The organism is Halopseudomonas sp. MFKK-1, assembly GCF_027474385.1.
Lineage (GTDB): Bacteria > Pseudomonadota > Gammaproteobacteria > Pseudomonadales > Pseudomonadaceae > Halopseudomonas > Halopseudomonas aestusnigri.
In genome coordinates this window covers 3,588,996-3,606,104 of sequence record NZ_CP114836.1, presented here as the reverse complement: position 1 = coordinate 3,606,104, position 17,109 = coordinate 3,588,996, and the positions used below count along the sequence as shown (strand labels likewise).

Sequence of the window (17,109 nt, the reverse complement as noted above, 5' to 3'; positions counted from 1 at the left end):
TCAGCGGTCGTAGTTCAGGTTCGGGGCGAGCCAGCGCTCGACACCGTCCAGCTCCTGCTGTTTGCGCTGACTGTAGCGCTCGACCTGATCGCGACCGATTTTGCCAACTGCAAAGTACTGGCTCTGCGGGTGCGAGAAGTACCAGCCGCTGACCGATGCCGCCGGGTACATGGCAAAGTGCTCGGTCAGGCTGACGCCGCATTGCTGTTGCGGGTCAAGCAGGCTGAACAGGGTGGCCTTTTCGGTGTGGTCCGGGCAGGCAGGGTAGCCCGGTGCCGGACGAATGCCGCGGTATTTTTCGCGGATCAGATCATCGTTTGCCAGCTTCTCGTCGTCGGCGTAGCCCCAGTAGGTCTTGCGCACCTGTTCGTGCAGCCATTCGGCGCAGGCTTCCGCCAGGCGGTCTGCCAGTGCCTTGACCATGATCGCGTTGTAGTCGTCGCCCTTGGCCTCATACTCCTTGGCCATTTCTTCGGCGCCGATGCCGGCAGTGGTAATAAAACCGCCTACATAGTCGGTCTTGCCGCTGTTTTCAGGGGCGACAAAGTCGGCCAGCGACAGGTTGGGCTTGCCGTCCGGCTTGATGTTCTGCTGGCGCAGGTGGTGCAGGCGGGCGAGGGGGGTACCCTGCTCGTCGCGCAGCTGAATGTCGTCGCCATCGACCTGGTTGGCCGGCCAGAAGCCGAACAGGGCGCGGGCCGTCAGGCGCTTCTCTCGGATGATTTTTTCCAGCAGCGCCTGAGCATCGTTGAACAGCGAGGTGGCGGCTTCGCCAACCACGTCGTCCTGCAGGATGCGCGGGTATTTTCCGGCCAGGTCCCAGGCGATGAAGAACGGTGTCCAGTCGATGTACTCAGCCAGCGTGCGCAGGTCGATGTTGTCCAGCAGTTGGACGCCGTGTACGCGGGGGGCTGGCGGTGTGTAGTCGTTCCAGTCGAGCTGCAGGCGGTTGTCGAGCGCCTGCTGATAACTCAGGTATTCGGTACGGGCCGAGCGGTTGGCGGTGCGCTCACGCACCACCGCATAGTCTTCGCGAACCTGCTGGACATAGCCGCTCTTCAGCTCTTTGGACAGCAGTGATGTTGCGACACCGACCGCGCGCGAGGCGTCGGTCACGTAGACCACGGCGTCGTTCTGGTAGTGCGGCTCGATCTTGACTGCGGTATGGGCCTTTGAGGTGGTGGCGCCACCGATCATCAGCGGCAGGTGGAAGTCGCGACGCTGCATTTCGCGGGCAACGTGGACCATCTCGTCCAGCGACGGCGTGATCAGTCCGGACAGGCCGATGATGTCGCACTTTTCGTCGATGGCGGTCTGCAGGATTTTTTCCGCCGGGACCATCACGCCCAGATCAACCACGTCATAGCCGTTGCAGCCGAGCACCACGCCAACGATATTCTTGCCGATGTCATGTACGTCGCCCTTGACCGTAGCCATGAGGATCTTGCCCTTGGCCTCGGGGGTGTCGCCTTTTTCTTCCTCGATGAACGGAATCAGATGGGCAACGGCCTGCTTCATGACGCGGGCCGATTTGACCACTTGCGGCAGGAACATCTTGCCGGACCCGAACAGGTCGCCGACCACGTTCATGCCGGCCATCAAGGGGCCTTCAATGACCTCGATCGGGCGCGCGCAGGCCTGCCTGGCCAGCTCGGTATCCTCGACGATCCAGGTCGTGATGCCCTTGACCAGCGAGTGCTCAAGGCGTTTTTCAACCGGCCAGCTGCGCCATTCCTCGTTTTCGGCTTCCTTGACGCTGCCGTCGCCCTTGAACTGATCGGCAATCGCCAGCAGCGCTTCGGTTGCTTCCGCAGTCCGGTTGAGCACCACGTCTTCCACCCGGTCACGCAGCAGCGGCGGAATCTCGTCGTAAATCTCCAGCTGGCCGGCGTTGACGATACCCATGCTCAGGCCGTTGCGGATGGCGTAATAGAGGAACACCGAGTGAATGGCTTCGCGTACCGGGTTGTTGCCACGGAACGAGAACGAGACGTTGGATACGCCCCCTGAACTCAATGCGTAGGGCAGGTTGTCACGGATATAGGCACAGGCGTTGATGAAATCGACGGCGTAGTTGTTGTGCTCTTCGATGCCGGTGGCCACGGCGAAGATGTTCGGGTCGAAGATGATGTCTTCCGGCGGGAAGCCGACTTCGTTGACCAGAATGTCGTAGCTGCGCTGACATATTTCGGTTTTGCGTGCTTCTGTGTCTGCCTGGCCCTTTTCGTCGAAGGCCATCACCACGACCGCAGCGCCGTAGCGCTTGCACAGGCGAGCGTGCTGCTTGAATTGTTCAACACCCTCCTTCATGGAAATGGAGTTGACGATGCCCTTGCCCTGGATGCACTTGAGGCCCGCTTCGATGACTTCCCATTTTGAGGAGTCGATCATGATCGGCACACGGGAGATGTCCGGCTCGGAGGCGATCAGGTTCAGGAACCGTACCATCGCCGCCTTGGAGTCGAGCATGCCCTCGTCCATGTTGATGTCGATGATCTGGGCGCCGGCTTCGACCTGCTGCTGGGCCACTTCCAGCGCTTCGGCGTAGTTCTCTTCGCGGATCAGGCGGGCGAATTTGGCGCTGCCGGTAATGTTGGTGCGTTCGCCGACGTTAACGAACAGCGAGTTGCGATCGATGGTGAACGGCTCGAGGCCGGACAGGCGGCAGGCGCGCGGAATCTCGGGGATCGCGCGTGGTGGATACTTCGCAACCGCTTCGGCGATGGCCTGGATGTGGCCGGGGGTTGTGCCGCAGCAGCCGCCGATAATGTTCAGGAAGCCTGCAGCGGCAAATTCCTCGACCACGACGGCCATCTGTGCCGGAGTTTCGTCGTATTCACCAAACTCGTTCGGCAGGCCGGCATTGGGGTGCGCGGATACGTGGGTGCCGGCCTTGTTCGACAACTCTTCCAGATAGGGGCGCAGTTCTTTGGCGCCAAGGGCGCAGTTAAGACCAACGGAGATCGGGTTGGCGTGGCGCACCGAGTTCCAGAAGGCCTCGGTGGTCTGGCCGGACAGGGTGCGGCCGGAGGCGTCGGTGATAGTGCCGGAAATCATGATCGGCAGTTCGACGCCATCTTCCTCGAACACCTGCTGGACCGCAAAGATCGCAGCCTTGGCGTTCAGGGTGTCGAAGATGGTCTCGATCAGGATCAGGTCGGCGCCGCCCTCGATCAGGCCGCGGGTAGCCTCGGTGTAATTCTCGACCAGCTCGTCAAAGGTGACGTTACGATAACCGGGGTCGTTGACGTCCGGTGAAATGGAGCAGGTGCGGCTGGTCGGGCCGAGTACGCCGGCGACAAAGCGCGGGCGATCCGGCGTTTCTGCTGTCTTGGCATCGCAAACCTGGCGGGCAACACGTGCGCCGGCGACGTTCAGTTCGTACGCCAGTTCCTGCATGCCGTAATCAGCCTGGGAAATGCGGGTGGCGTTGAAAGTATTGGTTTCGATGATATCGGCGCCTGCGTCCAGATACGCCTTTTCGATCTCGGCAATGACCTCCGGTTTGCTCAGCAGCAGCAGGTCATTGTTGCCCTTGACGTCGCTTGGCCAGTCCGCAAAACGCGCGCCCCGGTAGTCCTGTTCCTCCAGCTTGTAGCTCTGGATCATTGTCCCCATGCCGCCATCAAGGATCAGAATGCGCTGCTGCAGTGCTGTACGCAGGGCGGTCAGGCGGGTGCTACGGTCAGACATGGGTACTCCGAAATGGCGCGCTGAAAAGCCGCAAAGCATACCACGGAGCGCGGGCAGGCTGAATCTCTGTGCGCTGACGGTAATAACCAAGCAAAAAGGTAGGGCTTTATTCGTGCAGCCGCATCCCTTACACTTGCACCCTCTGGTCATTGAGCAAGAGGCATTTCATGGCAGGCATTATCTTTACCAAGGCAGCGGAAGAGTATTTGGCTGATCTGCTGTCAAAGCAGGACACCGAGGGTGTCGGCATCCGGGTGTTTATCACGCAGCCGGGCACGCCCTACGCGGAGACCTGTATCGCCTACTGCAAACCTGGTGAAGAGAAGCCCGAGGACCGCCTGCTGGCGCTGGAGTCCTTCCGTGTCTGGATCGATGCGGTCAGTGAGCCTTTTCTGGAGGAGGCACTCGTTGACTTCGCCACCGACCGCATGGGCGGTCAACTGACCATCAAGGCACCAAACGCCAAGGTGCCGATGGTCAACGATGACAGCCCGTTGAACGACCGAATCAACTATCTGCTGCAGACTGAAATCAATCCGGGGCTGGCCAGCCACGGTGGTGAGGTCAAGCTGATCGATGTTGTCGAGGGCGGTATTGCCATTCTGCAGTTTGGCGGCGGTTGTCAGGGCTGCGGCATGGTGGACGTGACCCTCAAGGAAGGCATTGAGAAAACCATGATCGCGCGGATTCCGGAGATTAACGGGGTGCGTGACGCTACCGACCACTCGGTAACCGAAAACGCCTACTACTGAGCACGACTTGTCTTTCCTCGCCTGACTGGCGCTATACTGCCTGAACCGGGCTGGCATCCTGCCAGTCCCTGAGTTTACGGTTTGGCGAGGCGAGTTATGGCAGGGGTACTGGATACGGTCGATCAGCGGACTCGCCTGGTAGGCGAGAACCGGCTGGAAATATTGCTGTTTCAGCTGGCCGGCCCCCAGCTGTTTGCCCTCAACGTGTTCAAGATTCGCGAAGTGCTCACGCTGCCGGCTCTGACTCAGATGCCGCAGCGCCATCCGCACGTCGTTGGTGTGATTCACCTGCGTGGACAGACCATTCCGGTCATTGATCTCTCCGGAGCCATAGGCCTTCAGCCGCAGAAGGCCGAACCCGACAGCACCATCATCGTGACCGAGTACAACCTGTCGGTTCAGGCTTTCCTGGTGCGCACGGTGGACCGTATTCTCAATCTCAACTGGGATGCCGTGCAGCCCCCGCCGCGGGGTGCAGGTCGCGCGCATTATCTGACCGCCATTACCCGTCTGGAGAATATGCGGCTGGTTGAAATCATCGACGTGGAAAAAGTGCTGGCCGAGATCGTGCCGTTCAATACCCGTGTCAGTGATGCGCTGCTGGAGGATCCGCTGCTTGAGCGTGCCCGCGGACGTGAGGTGCTGGTAGTGGATGACTCGCCGACCGGGGTAAATCAGGTGCGCGACACGCTGGCCCAGCTGGACCTGAAACTGCATGTGGCAACGGATGGTCTGAAAGCCCTGAAGATGCTCAAAGCCTGGGTTGATGCGGGTGAAGACATCAACGAGCGGCTGCTGATGGTGATTACCGACGCGGAAATGCCGGAGATGGACGGCTACCGCCTGACCACCGAGATTCGCCAGGATCCGCGCCTGAAGAACCTCTACGTGGTGCTGCACACCTCCCTGTCTGGCAATTTCAACAAGGCGATGGTCGAGAAGGTGGGCTGTGACGGATTTCTGTCCAAGTTCCAACCTGATCAACTGGTAGAAACCGTGCGCACGCGCCTGCAGCTTCTCGACGCCTGAGCCATTGCGGTGGACACGCCTTTGGCTTAGGCCACCCCACGCATCATGGGGGCGTAGCGCCCCCAACCCTTTGGCATCCTTACGGTTCCAGATAGCGCTCGTGCTGCTCCATCACTGGTTGCTGAATGCCGAGTTTCTGGCCGTAGATCACCGCGTAGCTCAGCACGCTCTGCACATACTTGCGGGTTTCATCAAACGGGATGGATTCGATCCAGACATCGGCGGGCAGGCTGCCCATGCCTCGTGTCCACTGCCGCACGCGACCCGGGCCGGCATTGTAGGCGGCAGACGCGAGGACGCGATTGCCACGGAACTGCTGGCTGAGGCCGGACAGATAGGCGGCGCCCAGTGCGATATTGCGTTCCGGGATCAGCGCGTCGTGGTTGCCTGAATAGGGAATGGCGTAGCGACGCGCAGTTTCCCGTGCAGTAGCGGGCATCAGTTGCATCAAGCCCATGGCGCCGGCATGCGAGCGGGCGTCGGCCATGAAGGCGCTTTCCTGACGGGTGATGGCGTAGACCCAGGTGGAGTTGATCTGGCGTGCACGGGCCTGATCCTGAATCGGTTGCTGGTAGGCCATCGGGAAGCGGATATCCAGATCGTCCCAGTACTGCGCCTGGCTGACTCCACGGATGGCCGGAAAGTACCAGGCCATGTCGTTTGCCAGCACCGCCTGGGCAATCAGTTGCTCGCGATTGAAGCGTTCGCCGGCGTGATACCACTCCCGCCGGGCGCTGATAACGTCGTTGCGATCAAGGAACTCGCGGGCACGCAGGATGCCCGGATCCTGTTGCACGCTGCGCATTACCTCGTCGGCGACACTGGCGCGCTGGTGATTGAGGGCGTAGGGCTGGCGGGCACGCTCGGCGGCCAGGAATCCGTAAAAGTCCCGTTCCTGGGCGAGTGACTTGTATTCGCTGACCAGCTCACCGGCGGAGCTGGAGGACAGCTGAGTGCTGCGCAGGCGCCAGTAGCGCCAGCGGCTCTGTTCGGCCAGTGACGCCGGCAGCTGTTCAGTCAGCTGTCGGGCGGTATCCCATTGGCGGGTGCGCAAGGCCAGTCGCACACGCCATTCGCTGACATCGTCGTCCTGCATGCGTGGATCGTTGGCGGCCATGAACGGCAGCGCCGCCGGGTCGATCTTCTTGGCCAGACGCACGCCAATGTCACGGGTGATGGCCAGGCGGTCTTCGTCGCTGTACGGCAGGTCGCGGTAATGTGGCCACAGGGCGAGGGCCCCACTGGCGTCGTCACGGCCCATGCGGCGCAGCGAGACTGTGGCGATATCTGCCATCTTGCTGGCCGGCAGGCCCCGGTAGCGGTCGGCATCGGCCAGTTTGGCCGGTTGGGTAGCAGTGTCGACAAACAGGGTCGCCAGTGCCTGATTCTGTTGCATCAGTTTGGTCAGATAGCGCGCCAGCGCGTCCTGTCGGTAGAGCAGGGCGAGTCGAATACGCTGCCAGACGATCTCGTCCGTCAGGCCGCCAGCGGCGCGCCAGCGCTCAAACAGGGGGTCGCAGGCATTGGGCTGAGAGCGGCCAACCGTCCAAAGCGTGCGGGCCTGCTGCATGGCGCCGGCGCGGTCGCCCAGGTCCCATTGGTGCATGGCGCGTCGACAGTCCTGGCTGGCGTTTCTGTCGCCGGGCAGGTAGTGCTGATCGAACAGTGCCCACTTGCCCTCACTGGCCAGCCGGGTCAGCCAGCGGTCCTTGAGTCGTGCGACAAACGGCAGGTCGCTGTGCCCGGTAACGAATCGGGCCAGATCTTCGTCTGATGCGCTGGCAAAGGTCTGATTCAGATAGGCCTGGCGCACATAGGGGTAAAGAATGTAGCTGCGCAGACCGGGTTCGAGCTGCTGGAACACGGCCCACTGCTGCTTTTCTATGCTGACGAGGGCCCGGTCATAGGCCAGTCGCTGACTTTCGATGCGACCGTCGGCGTGCGACAGCGCGGGCAGCAGCAGAGCGCTGATGACGATAAGGGTGTGACGAAGAGCGAAGCGGGTTTGGTAACGCATGATGATCCTGCCGCAGGGCGGTGTAGCGCGATTGAACGTCAGCTGCTCGTCGCGAGTGCGACGGACGACAAGGCTGTTGCTACAGCTTAGCGGTTTGCCTGATATCGGCATAGGGGGAAGCGGGCACTTGCTCGGTTCCGCTCGCAGCGGGCATGTGGAATTAATCAGTGCTTCCTTAATCAATCGCCGGGTGGCGGTTATGTGTTGCCGCCGCACAGGGTAGAATGTCCGGCTTGATAGCCAACAGGTGAGTTATGCCGCTGCTTTCGTTTTCCGATGTATCTCTGGCCTACGGGCTCAATCCGCTGCTGGATAAAGTGGGCTTTCAGCTCGATCGTGGCGAGCGGGTCTGCCTGATTGGTCGCAACGGTGCGGGTAAATCCAGCCTGTTTCGCCTGGTGACCGGTGAGCAGACAGCCGACGAAGGCGAGATCTGGTTTGCCCCGGGATTGAAGGTGGGGCAGTTGCCGCAGGAGCTGCCGGCGGCCGATGACAAGACCGTCTATGACGTGGTGGCGTCCGGTCTGGCTGGTGTCGGTGAGCTGCTTGCCGAGTATCATCATCTGATCTCCGGTGATATGGGTGACGCCGAGCTGGCGCGGCTGGAGAAGGTGCAGGGGCAGTTGGAGGCGAAGGACGGTTGGCGTCTTGATCAACTGGTCGATACCACCCTGACCCGGCTCGGATTGCCGGCCGACAAGCAGATGTCGGAGCTCTCCGGTGGCTGGCGCCGCCGGGTGCTGCTGGCGCAGGCGCTGGTGGCAGAGCCGGACGTGCTGCTGCTGGACGAACCGACCAACCACCTGGATATTCATACCATCGCCTGGCTGGAAAGCGTGCTGCTGGAGTTCCGTGGTGCGGTGCTGTTTATCACCCACGACCGGGCATTCCTGCAGGCCTTGGCGACCCGCATTCTTGAGCTGGATCGCGGTCAGCTGATTGATTGGCAGGGTGACTATCGCAGCTTCCTGGAGCACAAGGAGCAGCAGCTGGCAGCCGAAGCGACAGCCAATGCGTTGTTCGACAAGAAGCTGGCGCAGGAAGAGGTCTGGATTCGTCAGGGCATCAAGGCCCGCCGTACCCGTAACGAAGGCCGTGTGCGCGCGCTCAAGGCGATGCGCGAAGAGCGTGCCCAGCGTATTGAGCGTCAGGGCAAGGCGAGCTTTCAGCTGGAAACTGCCGAGGCGTCCGGCAAGCGGGTTATTGAGGTCGAGAATGTCAGCTTTGCCTGGCCTGGCCGCGCGCCGCTGGTGCGTGACCTGTCGCTTAATGTGATTCGCGGGGATCGGATCGGTCTGATCGGCAACAACGGTTCCGGCAAAAGTACCCTGCTCAAGCTGCTGCTGGGGCAGTTGCAGCCAACCAGTGGCCGCATTCATAGCGGCACGCGGCTGGAGGTCGCCTACTTCGATCAGTTACGTGATCAGCTCGATCCGGAAAAGACCGTGATCGACAATATTTCCGAGGGGCGCGACTTCATCGAGATCAATGGCGATCGCCGCCACATCATCAGCTATCTCGGGGACTTTCTGTTCTCTGCCGAGCGCGCCCGTACGCCGGTCAAGGCACTGTCCGGTGGCGAACGCGCAAGGCTGCTGCTGGCGCGCTTGTTCAGCAAACCCGCCAACCTGCTGGTGCTCGATGAGCCGACCAACGATCTCGACGTGGAAACCCTGGAACTGCTGGAAGAAGTGCTCGCCGGTTTCGACGGCACCGTGCTGATCGTCAGCCACGACCGGGCGTTTCTGGATAACGTGGTCACCAGCAGTCTGGTGTTTGAAGGTCAGGGCAGGGTGCGTGAGTATGTCGGCGGCTATGCCGACTGGCTGCGGCAGGGCGGCAGTGTTGACCAACTCGCGGAGTGGGGTGAAAAGGCGCAGCCCCAGAGTGCGCCTGTTGCCGAGCCGACCCCTGAGCCGGTTCCGGCAGCACCGGCAGCAGCCGCCAAGCCCAAACTCAGCTACAAGTTGCAGCGCGAACTGGATGGCTTGCCTGCGGTGCTGGAAAAGCTGGAAGCGGAGCTGGAAGCCTTGCAGGTGCAGGTCGGTGATCCCGATTTCTACCTGCAGTCCCATGAGGTGACTGCCCCGGTGCTGGCGGCAGTGGAAGCCAAACAGGCCGAACTGGACGCCGCCATGGAGCGCTGGGCGGAGCTGGAGGATATGGCGGGCGGCTAAGCCATCTCGCTCTAGCTACAAGCTACAAGCTACAAGCGAGGGAAGGCTGTCTTCCGGGTTTCTCCTGCAGCTTGAGGCTTGTGGCTTGCAGCTCCCGCAGGGGCGCTAGCCCTTCTTCCCCAGCCGCACTGCGATCACGTCGCAGGGCGCGCCGTGCAGTACGTCGTTGGCGGTTGAACCCAGCAGCAGCGCCAGGCCGTGGCGGCCGTGGCTGCCTACGACGATAAGGTCGCAATCCTGCTCGGTGGCGACCCGGTGGATTTCCTGGCGCGGATGGCCGAAGGCAATCTGCAGCTGTTCTTCAGGCAGGCCGTAATCCGCAGCAAACAGCTGCATGCGCTCCTTTGCCTGCTCGAACTGCTGTTGCTGCAGCATCGACAGGTCCATGGGTACATCTCCGCCGTATGCCATTGCCAGCGGTTCTACCACGTGCAGCAATGACAGCTTTGCATCCAGGGCTTTGGCCAGCTGCAGGGCGTGGTCAGCGACAGCGCGGCACTCTTCGATCAGGTCAACCGCGACCAGCACATGTTTGTACAGCATCGGCTCTTTCTCCTTTTTTGCAGCGATACTAGCAGTCTTGTCGAGCAAGGTGCAGCCCGTTTCTTCGAGGGCTTCCGCGGCTGCCTGGCGAACCTCGTCTATTCTCAGCATAGCGCCGATCAGGGCGTTGATGCAGACTGTTTCCGTCCGTTTTTTCATGGCCTGGCGGCAGCCGCGACTGCTGTGGAGACGGGTTTTTTGCTGCAGGCTGCATTGCTTGAAGAGAAAGTTGATGGTCTGGTTTGGAATTGGGTGTTCTTTTTATCTAATTGTTTTTAAAGAATTTATTTGTTGTTTTTGTTGGGGGAAGACAGCTGTTTTGGCGGCGCTGATGCCGTCCCCCAATTGACAACAGGGCTGAATTCAAAGAAGGTGTGCGCACCCGAATCAAACGGTCGTATGAATTTTTTGATTCAGCGTGTCCCCCGATTATCGGGATCGTTCATGACACTGGCAGGCGACGTGTCGGCAAAGAGACGTGGCTGGCCGGTGTTTCTCATGTGCTTTTCATAGCGTGGAGATCAGTTGATGATTTACGAAGGTAAAGCCATCACGGTTCAAGGCCTTGAAGACGGCATCGTCGAGCTCAGATTTGATCTGCAGGGCGAGTCGGTCAACAAGTTCAACAGCGCCACTCTGTCCGAGCTGCAGGCGGCGGTAGAGGCCATCCAGAACAATGCCGATGTCACCGGCGTTGTTGTCACCAGCGGCAAGGACGTTTTCATCGTCGGCGCCGACATCACCGAGTTCGTTGGTACGTTCAAGCTGCCGGAAGAAGATCTGGTTGCCGGAAACCTGGAAGCCAACAAGATCTTCAACGCATTTGAAGACCTGAACGTTCCCACCGTTGCTGCCATCAATGGCATCGCGCTGGGTGGTGGTCTGGAAATGTGTCTGGCTGCCGATTTCCGTGTCATGGCCGCCAGCGCCAAGATCGGTCTGCCGGAAGTCAAGCTGGGTATCTACCCGGGCTTCGGTGGCACCGTTCGCCTGCCGCGCCTGATCGGCGTGGACAACGCCATCGAGTGGATCTGCGGCGGTACCGAGCAGCGTGCCGACAAGGCGCTGAAAGCCGGTGCAGTTGATGCGGTTGTTGCCGATGACCAGCTCAAGGCGGCTGCCATTGACGTGATCAAGCGTGCCATCGCCGGCGAGCTCGACTACAAGGCCAAGCGTCAGCCCAAACTGGAAAAGGTCAAGCTGAACACCATCGAGCAGATGATGGCGTTTGAAACCTCCAAGGGTTTCGTCGCCGGTCAGGCTGGCCCGAACTACCCGGCACCGGTTGAAGCGATCAAGACCATCCAGAAGGCCGCCAACCACGGCCGTGAAAAGGCGCTGGAAATTGAAGCTGCCGGTTTTGCCAAGCTGGCCAAGACCTCTGTTGCTGCCAGCCTCGTTGGTCTGTTCCTGAACGATCAGGTGCTCAAGCACAAAGCCAAGAAGTACGACAAGCAGGCTGGTGATGTGAAGCTGGCTGCCGTACTGGGCGCAGGCATCATGGGTGGCGGTATCGCCTACCAGTCTGCCGTCAAGGGCACTCCGATCCTGATGAAGGATATCCGCGAGGAAGGCATCCAGCTGGGTCTGGACGAAGCCTCCAAGCTGCTGGGCAAGCGTGTTGCCAAAGGCCGCATGAAGCCTGAGCAAATGGCCAAGGCGCTGAACGCCATCCGTCCGACCATGTCTTACGGCGACTTCAAGGAAGTTGACCTGGTGGTTGAAGCGGTTGTCGAGAATCCGAAGGTCAAGCACGCGGTGCTGGCAGAAGTGGAAGGTCAGGTAACGGAAGACACCATCATCACTTCCAATACCTCGACTATCTCCATCACCTATCTGGCCGAGGCGCTCAAGCGTCCGGAGAACTTCTGCGGCATGCACTTCTTCAACCCGGTACACATGATGCCGCTGGTTGAGGTTATCCGTGGCGCGAAGTCCAGCGACAAAGCGGTTGCTACTACCGTTGCCTACGCCAAGAAGATGGGCAAGACCCCGGTTGTGGTCAACGACTGCCCCGGCTTCCTGGTCAATCGTATCCTGTTCCCGTATTTCGGTGGCTTTGCTCGCCTGATCGGCATGGGTGCCGACTTCCAGCGCGTTGACAAGGTCATGGAAAAGTTTGGCTGGCCGATGGGCCCGGCTTACCTGATGGACGTTGTCGGCATGGACACCGGTCACCACGGCCGTGACGTCATGGCTGAAGGCTACCCGGACCGTATGGCCGACAAGACCCGCACCGCTGTTGACGTCATGTACGACGCCGGCCGTCTGGGTCAGAAGACCGGCAGCGGCTTCTATGCCTACGAGATGGACAAGAAGGGCAAGCCGAAGAAGGTTGTCGACGCCAAGGCTTATGAACTGCTGAAAGAAGTGGTTCTGGAGCAGCGCGAGTTCACCGACGAGGAAATCATCGAAATCATGATGGTTCCGCTGTGCCTGGAAACCGTACGCTGCCTGGAAGATGGCATCGTCGAATCCGCGGCTGACGCAGATATGGGTCTGGTCTACGGTATCGGCTTCCCGCCCTTCCGTGGTGGCGCCCTGCGTTACATCGACACCATCGGCGTGGCCGAGTTTGTTGCCATTGCTGATAAATACGCCGAGTTCGGCGCCATGTACGCACCGACTGAAAAGCTGCGTGAAATGGCGAAGAACGGTCAGAAATTCTTCGGTTAACCGCGGAACGTACAGAGCGAGAGTAAATCTATGAGCCTGAATCCGAGAGACGTCGTAATTGTCGATTTCGGCCGCACCCCGATGGGCCGTTCCAAGGGCGGCATGTATCGCAACGTGCGTGCTGAAACCCTGTCCGCCAACCTGATTACCGGCGTACTGGCACGTAACCCGAAGATCGATCCGGCAGAAGTCGAAGATGTGATCTGGGGCTGTGTAAACCAGACCCTGGAGCAGGGTTGGAACATCGCACGCATGGCGTCGCTGATGACCCCGATTCCGCACACCAGTGCCGCGCAAACCGTCAGCCGTCTGTGTGGTTCGTCCATGAGTGCGCTGCACACCGCTGCTCAGGCGATCATGACCGGTAACGGTGATGTGTTCGTCGTCGGTGGCGTCGAGCACATGGGTCACGTTGGCATGATGCACGGTGTTGATCCGAACCCGGCACTGTCGCTGTACGCTGCCAAGGCGTCCGGCATGATGGGTCTGACTGCTGAAATGCTGGGCAAGATGCATGGCATCACCCGCGAGCAGCAGGACGCCTTCGGTGAGCGTTCTCACCGTCTGGCGCACAAGGCCACCGTCGAAGGTAACTTCAAGGATGAAATCATCCCGATGGAAGGCCACGACGAGAACGGCTTCCTGCGGGTGTTCACCGAGGACGAAACCATTCGCCCGGAAACCACCATCGAGAGCCTGGCTGCCCTGCGCCCGGCGTTCAACCCGAAAGGCGGTACCGTCACTGCGGGTACCTCCTCGCAGATCACTGACGGCGCTTCCTGCATGATCGTGATGTCTGCCGAGCGCGCCCAGGCCCTGGGTCTTGAGCCGCTGGCGGTCATTCGCTCCATGGCGGTTGCCGGTGTTGATCCGGCGATCATGGGTTACGGTCCGGTACCGTCCACCAAGAAGGCACTGCAGCGCGCCGGCCTGACCATGGATGACGTCGACTTCGTTGAACTGAACGAAGCCTTCGCTGCCCAGGCACTGCCGGTCCTGAAAGACCTGAAGCTGCTGGACAAGATGGACGAGAAAGTGAACCTGCACGGCGGTGCGATCGCCCTGGGTCACCCGTTTGGCTGCTCCGGTGCACGTATCTCCGGTACTCTGTTGAACGTCATGAAACAGAACGGCGGCACTATCGGTATCTCTACCATGTGCGTTGGTCTGGGTCAGGGTATCACCACAGTCTTCGAGCGTGTCTGAAGTCTGCAGGTGGTAGCGAAAGCCGAGGCCTTGTGCCTCGGCTTTTTTATTGATGCTGACACTGGATACAGAGGAGGGCAGTAATGCGTCCGGGACGTTATCGGCACTATAAAGGAAAGGACTATCAGGTCATCGGTCTGGCGCGGCACTCGGAGACCGAGGAGCCGCTCGTCGTGTATCGAACCCTGTACGGCGACTTCGACCTCTGGGTAAGACCGCTGGCCATGTTCAACGAAGTGGTCGAGGTTGACGGCGAGTCACATCCGCGCTTTACCTTTATCAGCGAAGACGTGTAGGCTCTGGCCCTTCCAGCCCATCCGGCAGTTTGCCGTGTGATGTGGCTGAGTCGCCAGTTTCGAGTTCAGTTCGGGTCAGGAAAAAAAGTATCCATGGGAAAAGCACTGGTCATTGTGGAGTCGCCAGCCAAGGCCAAGACAATCAACAAGTATCTCGGTAACGAGTATGTGGTGAAGTCGAGTATCGGCCATATTCGCGACCTGCCCACCAGCGGCAGTGGCAAGACCGAAAGCAAACCCAGGGGTGGGCGCAAGACCGCTGCCAGCGAGCAGGAAAAGCAGCAGAAAGCCAGGGCGCAACTGGTCAAGCGCATGGGTGTCGATCCGGAGAACGACTGGAAGGCCCACTACGAAATTCTGCCCGGCAAGGAAAAGGTCGTCGACGAGCTGCGTCGTTTGGCCAAGGATGCCGACACCGTCTATCTCGCAACGGACTTGGACCGCGAAGGGGAAGCCATTGCCTGGCACCTGCGCGAGAGCATCGGTGGCGACGATTCACGCTACAAGCGCGTGGTGTTCAACGAAATCACCAAAAAGGCTATCCAGGAGGCGTTCTCGCAGCCTGGTGAGCTGGATATGAACCGGGTCAATGCCCAGCAGGCGCGTCGTTTCCTTGATCGCGTGGTGGGTTATATGGTTTCGCCGCTGTTGTGGCAGAAGATTGCTCGCGGGCTTTCTGCTGGCCGCGTGCAGTCGGTGGCGGTCAAGCTGATCGTTGATCGTGAGCGCGAAATCCGTGCCTTTGTGCCTGAGGAGTTCTGGGAGGTGCATGCGCGCCTGAACACGCCCAAGGCAGAAAGTGTCCGCTTCGAGGTGGTCAAGCAGAACGGTGAGACCTTCCGCCCGACCAACAAGGCGCAGACCGATGCCGCGCTGGCGGTGCTTGAAAAGGCGGCCTACAAGGCGGTCAAGCGTGAGGACAAGCCGACCAGCTCGCGTCCGAATGCGCCCTTTATTACCTCCACACTGCAGCAGGCTGCCAGTACGCGCCTGGGTTTCAGTGTGAAGAAAACCATGATGATGGCCCAGCGTCTCTACGAGGCGGGTTACATCACCTATATGCGTACCGACTCGACCAATCTGTCGGCGGATGCCATTGCGATGGCGCGCAGCTATATCGAAAGCAACTTTGGCGACGCCTACCTGCCGGAAAAGCCGAACCTGTACAGCAGCAAGGAAGGCGCGCAGGAAGCACACGAAGCCATCCGTCCTTCCGACGTCAAGCTCAAGCAGACCGATCTCAAAGGCATGGAGCGCGATGCTGAACGTCTGTATGAGTTGATCTGGCGTCAATTTGTGGCGTGTCAGATGACGCCGGCCAAGTACCTGTCGACCAGTATCCAGGTAGCCGCTGGCGAGTTTGAGTTGCGTGCCAAGGGCCGCATTCTCAAGTTTGACGGCTATACCCGGGTGATGCCGCAGCAGGGCAAGGGCGGCGAAGACGAGGTGTTGCCGGAGATCAAGGTTGATGATGTGCTGGCGCTGCAGGGCCTGGACCCCAAGCAGCACTTCACCAAGCCGCCGGCGCGCTACGCCGAAGCCAGCCTGGTCAAGGAGCTGGAAAAGCGTGGCATTGGCCGCCCTTCGACCTATGCGTCGATTATTTCCACGATTCAGGATCGTGGCTACGTGACCCTGAATAACCGCCGGTTCTACGCCGAGAAGATGGGCGATATCGTTACCGAGCGCCTGAACGAGAGCTTCCCGAACCTGATGGACTATGGCTTTACCGCGAAGATGGAGGAGTCACTGGATGACGTCGCTCACGGTGAAGTGCTGTGGAAGCAGGTGCTGAATAATTTCTATGCCGATTTCAGTGCCAAGTTGAGTGCCGCCTCTGCGTCTGGTGAAGATAAGGGGATGCGCGCGAATCAGCCGACGATGACCGATATCCCGTGTCAGGATTGTGGTCGACCGATGATGATTCGTACGGCCTCGACGGGTGTGTTCCTCGGCTGTTCCGGTTATGCCCTGCCACCGAAAGAGCGTTGCAAGGCGACCATTAACCTGGTGCCGGGCAATGAAGTGGCGGCAGATGACGAAGAAGGCGAGTCTCGCGTGCTGCGTGGCAAGCATCGTTGCGCTATCTGCGGCACCGCGATGGACAGTTATCTGATCGACGAGCGGCGCAAGTTGCATGTCTGTGGTAACAACCCGGATTGCTCGGGTTTCGAGATCGAGACAGGTCAGTTCAAGATCAAGGGCTATGACGGTCCAACCCTTGAGTGCGACAAGTGCGGCAGCGAAATGCAGCTCAAGACCGGCCGTTTCGGCAAGTATTTCGGCTGTACCAACAGCGAGTGCAAGAACACCCGCAAGCTGCTGCGTAACGGTGAGGCCGCGCCGCCGAAAGCGGATCCGGTGCCGATGCCGGAACTCAAGTGTGAAAAGGTTGATGATGTATACGTACTGCGCGACGGTGCTTCCGGCCTGTTCCTGGCTGCAAGCCAGTTCCCGAAAAACCGGGAAACCCGGGCGCCTCTGGTCAAGGAGCTGATTCCGCACAAGGCGGAGATTGATCCGAAATACCACTTCCTGCTGGATGCGCCGGTGGCTGATCCTGACGGCAATCCGACTGTCGTGCGCTACAGCCGCAAGACCAAGGAGCAGTACGTGCAGACCGAAGTTGAGGGTAAGCCCACAGGATGGCGGGCTTTCCATGATGGCAAGCAGTGGTCGGTGGATGACGGCCGCAGCAAGAAGGCCAAGCGGTAAGGCAG

At 60.1% G+C, this 17,109-nt stretch carries 11 protein-coding genes; 8 read left to right on the top strand and 3 right to left on the bottom strand.

Features of this window, described 5'->3' with window-relative positions; all coding sequences use genetic code 11:
* Complete coding sequence (gene metH / locus O5O48_RS16665) at nucleotides 1-3,732, bottom strand: methionine synthase (protein ID WP_269687646.1); 3,732 nt, start codon at nucleotides 3,730-3,732, stop codon at nucleotides 1-3.
* Between the two features lie 128 nt (nucleotides 3,733-3,860).
* On the opposite strand from metH, the gene nfuA reads away from it, so the two are divergent.
* Together nfuA and O5O48_RS16655 are read left to right on the top strand one after the other, a co-directional pair.
* The gene (gene nfuA, locus O5O48_RS16660) at nucleotides 3,861-4,445 is read left to right on the top strand and encodes a Fe-S biogenesis protein NfuA (protein ID WP_088276519.1); all 585 of its coding nucleotides are present in this window, start codon (nucleotides 3,861-3,863) and stop codon (nucleotides 4,443-4,445) included.
* A 96-nt stretch (nucleotides 4,446-4,541) separates the two neighbouring features.
* A complete protein-coding gene (locus O5O48_RS16655) occupies nucleotides 4,542-5,474 on the top strand; it encodes a chemotaxis protein CheV (RefSeq protein ID WP_088276518.1) in 933 nt (310 codons plus the stop codon).
* Between the two features lie 79 nt (nucleotides 5,475-5,553).
* Here O5O48_RS16655 and O5O48_RS16650 read toward each other — a convergent pair whose 3' ends face one another.
* Nucleotides 5,554-7,491, bottom strand: a complete 1,938-nt coding sequence (locus O5O48_RS16650) for a transglycosylase SLT domain-containing protein (protein ID WP_269687645.1) — start codon at nucleotides 7,489-7,491, stop codon at nucleotides 5,554-5,556.
* A gap of 254 nt (nucleotides 7,492-7,745) precedes the next feature.
* Here O5O48_RS16650 and O5O48_RS16645 point away from each other — a divergent pair, with 254 nt between their 5' ends.
* Nucleotides 7,746-9,668 carry an ATP-binding cassette domain-containing protein gene (locus O5O48_RS16645; RefSeq protein ID WP_269687644.1) on the top strand — a complete coding sequence of 641 codons (1,923 nt, stop codon included), beginning with the start codon at nucleotides 7,746-7,748 and terminating at the stop codon, nucleotides 9,666-9,668.
* A 105-nt stretch (nucleotides 9,669-9,773) separates the two neighbouring features.
* Here the strand turns inward: O5O48_RS16645 and O5O48_RS16640 are convergent, their stop codons facing one another.
* Entirely contained in the window at nucleotides 9,774-10,211 is a 438-nt protein-coding gene (locus O5O48_RS16640; RefSeq protein WP_088276515.1) for a universal stress protein, read from the bottom strand.
* Between O5O48_RS16640 and O5O48_RS16635 the strand changes: the two genes are divergently transcribed.
* The 5 genes from O5O48_RS16635 to topA all read left to right on the top strand — a co-directional run bounded on the left by O5O48_RS16635 (nucleotide 10,197) and on the right by topA (nucleotide 17,104).
* On the top strand, nucleotides 10,197-10,490 hold the full coding sequence (locus tag O5O48_RS16635; protein WP_228246700.1) for a hypothetical protein: 294 nt from the start codon (nucleotides 10,197-10,199) through the stop codon (nucleotides 10,488-10,490). The genes O5O48_RS16640 and O5O48_RS16635 overlap by 15 nt on opposite strands.
* Nucleotides 10,491-10,739: 249 nt before the next feature.
* Complete coding sequence (gene fadB, locus O5O48_RS16630; RefSeq protein WP_228246699.1) at nucleotides 10,740-12,887, top strand: fatty acid oxidation complex subunit alpha FadB; 2,148 nt, start codon at nucleotides 10,740-10,742, stop codon at nucleotides 12,885-12,887.
* 30 nt (nucleotides 12,888-12,917) lie between these two features.
* Complete coding sequence (gene fadA / locus O5O48_RS16625) at nucleotides 12,918-14,093, top strand: acetyl-CoA C-acyltransferase FadA (protein ID WP_228246698.1); 1,176 nt, start codon at nucleotides 12,918-12,920, stop codon at nucleotides 14,091-14,093.
* A gap of 83 nt (nucleotides 14,094-14,176) precedes the next feature.
* Nucleotides 14,177-14,389 carry a DUF1653 domain-containing protein gene (locus O5O48_RS16620; RefSeq protein ID WP_088276511.1) on the top strand — a complete coding sequence of 71 codons (213 nt, stop codon included), beginning with the start codon at nucleotides 14,177-14,179 and terminating at the stop codon, nucleotides 14,387-14,389.
* A gap of 93 nt (nucleotides 14,390-14,482) precedes the next feature.
* Nucleotides 14,483-17,104 (top strand): type I DNA topoisomerase, encoded by a 2,622-nt coding sequence (gene topA / locus O5O48_RS16615; RefSeq protein ID WP_233049402.1) that lies wholly within the window; start codon nucleotides 14,483-14,485, stop codon nucleotides 17,102-17,104.
* The last annotated feature ends 5 nt before the right edge of the window (nucleotides 17,105-17,109 follow it).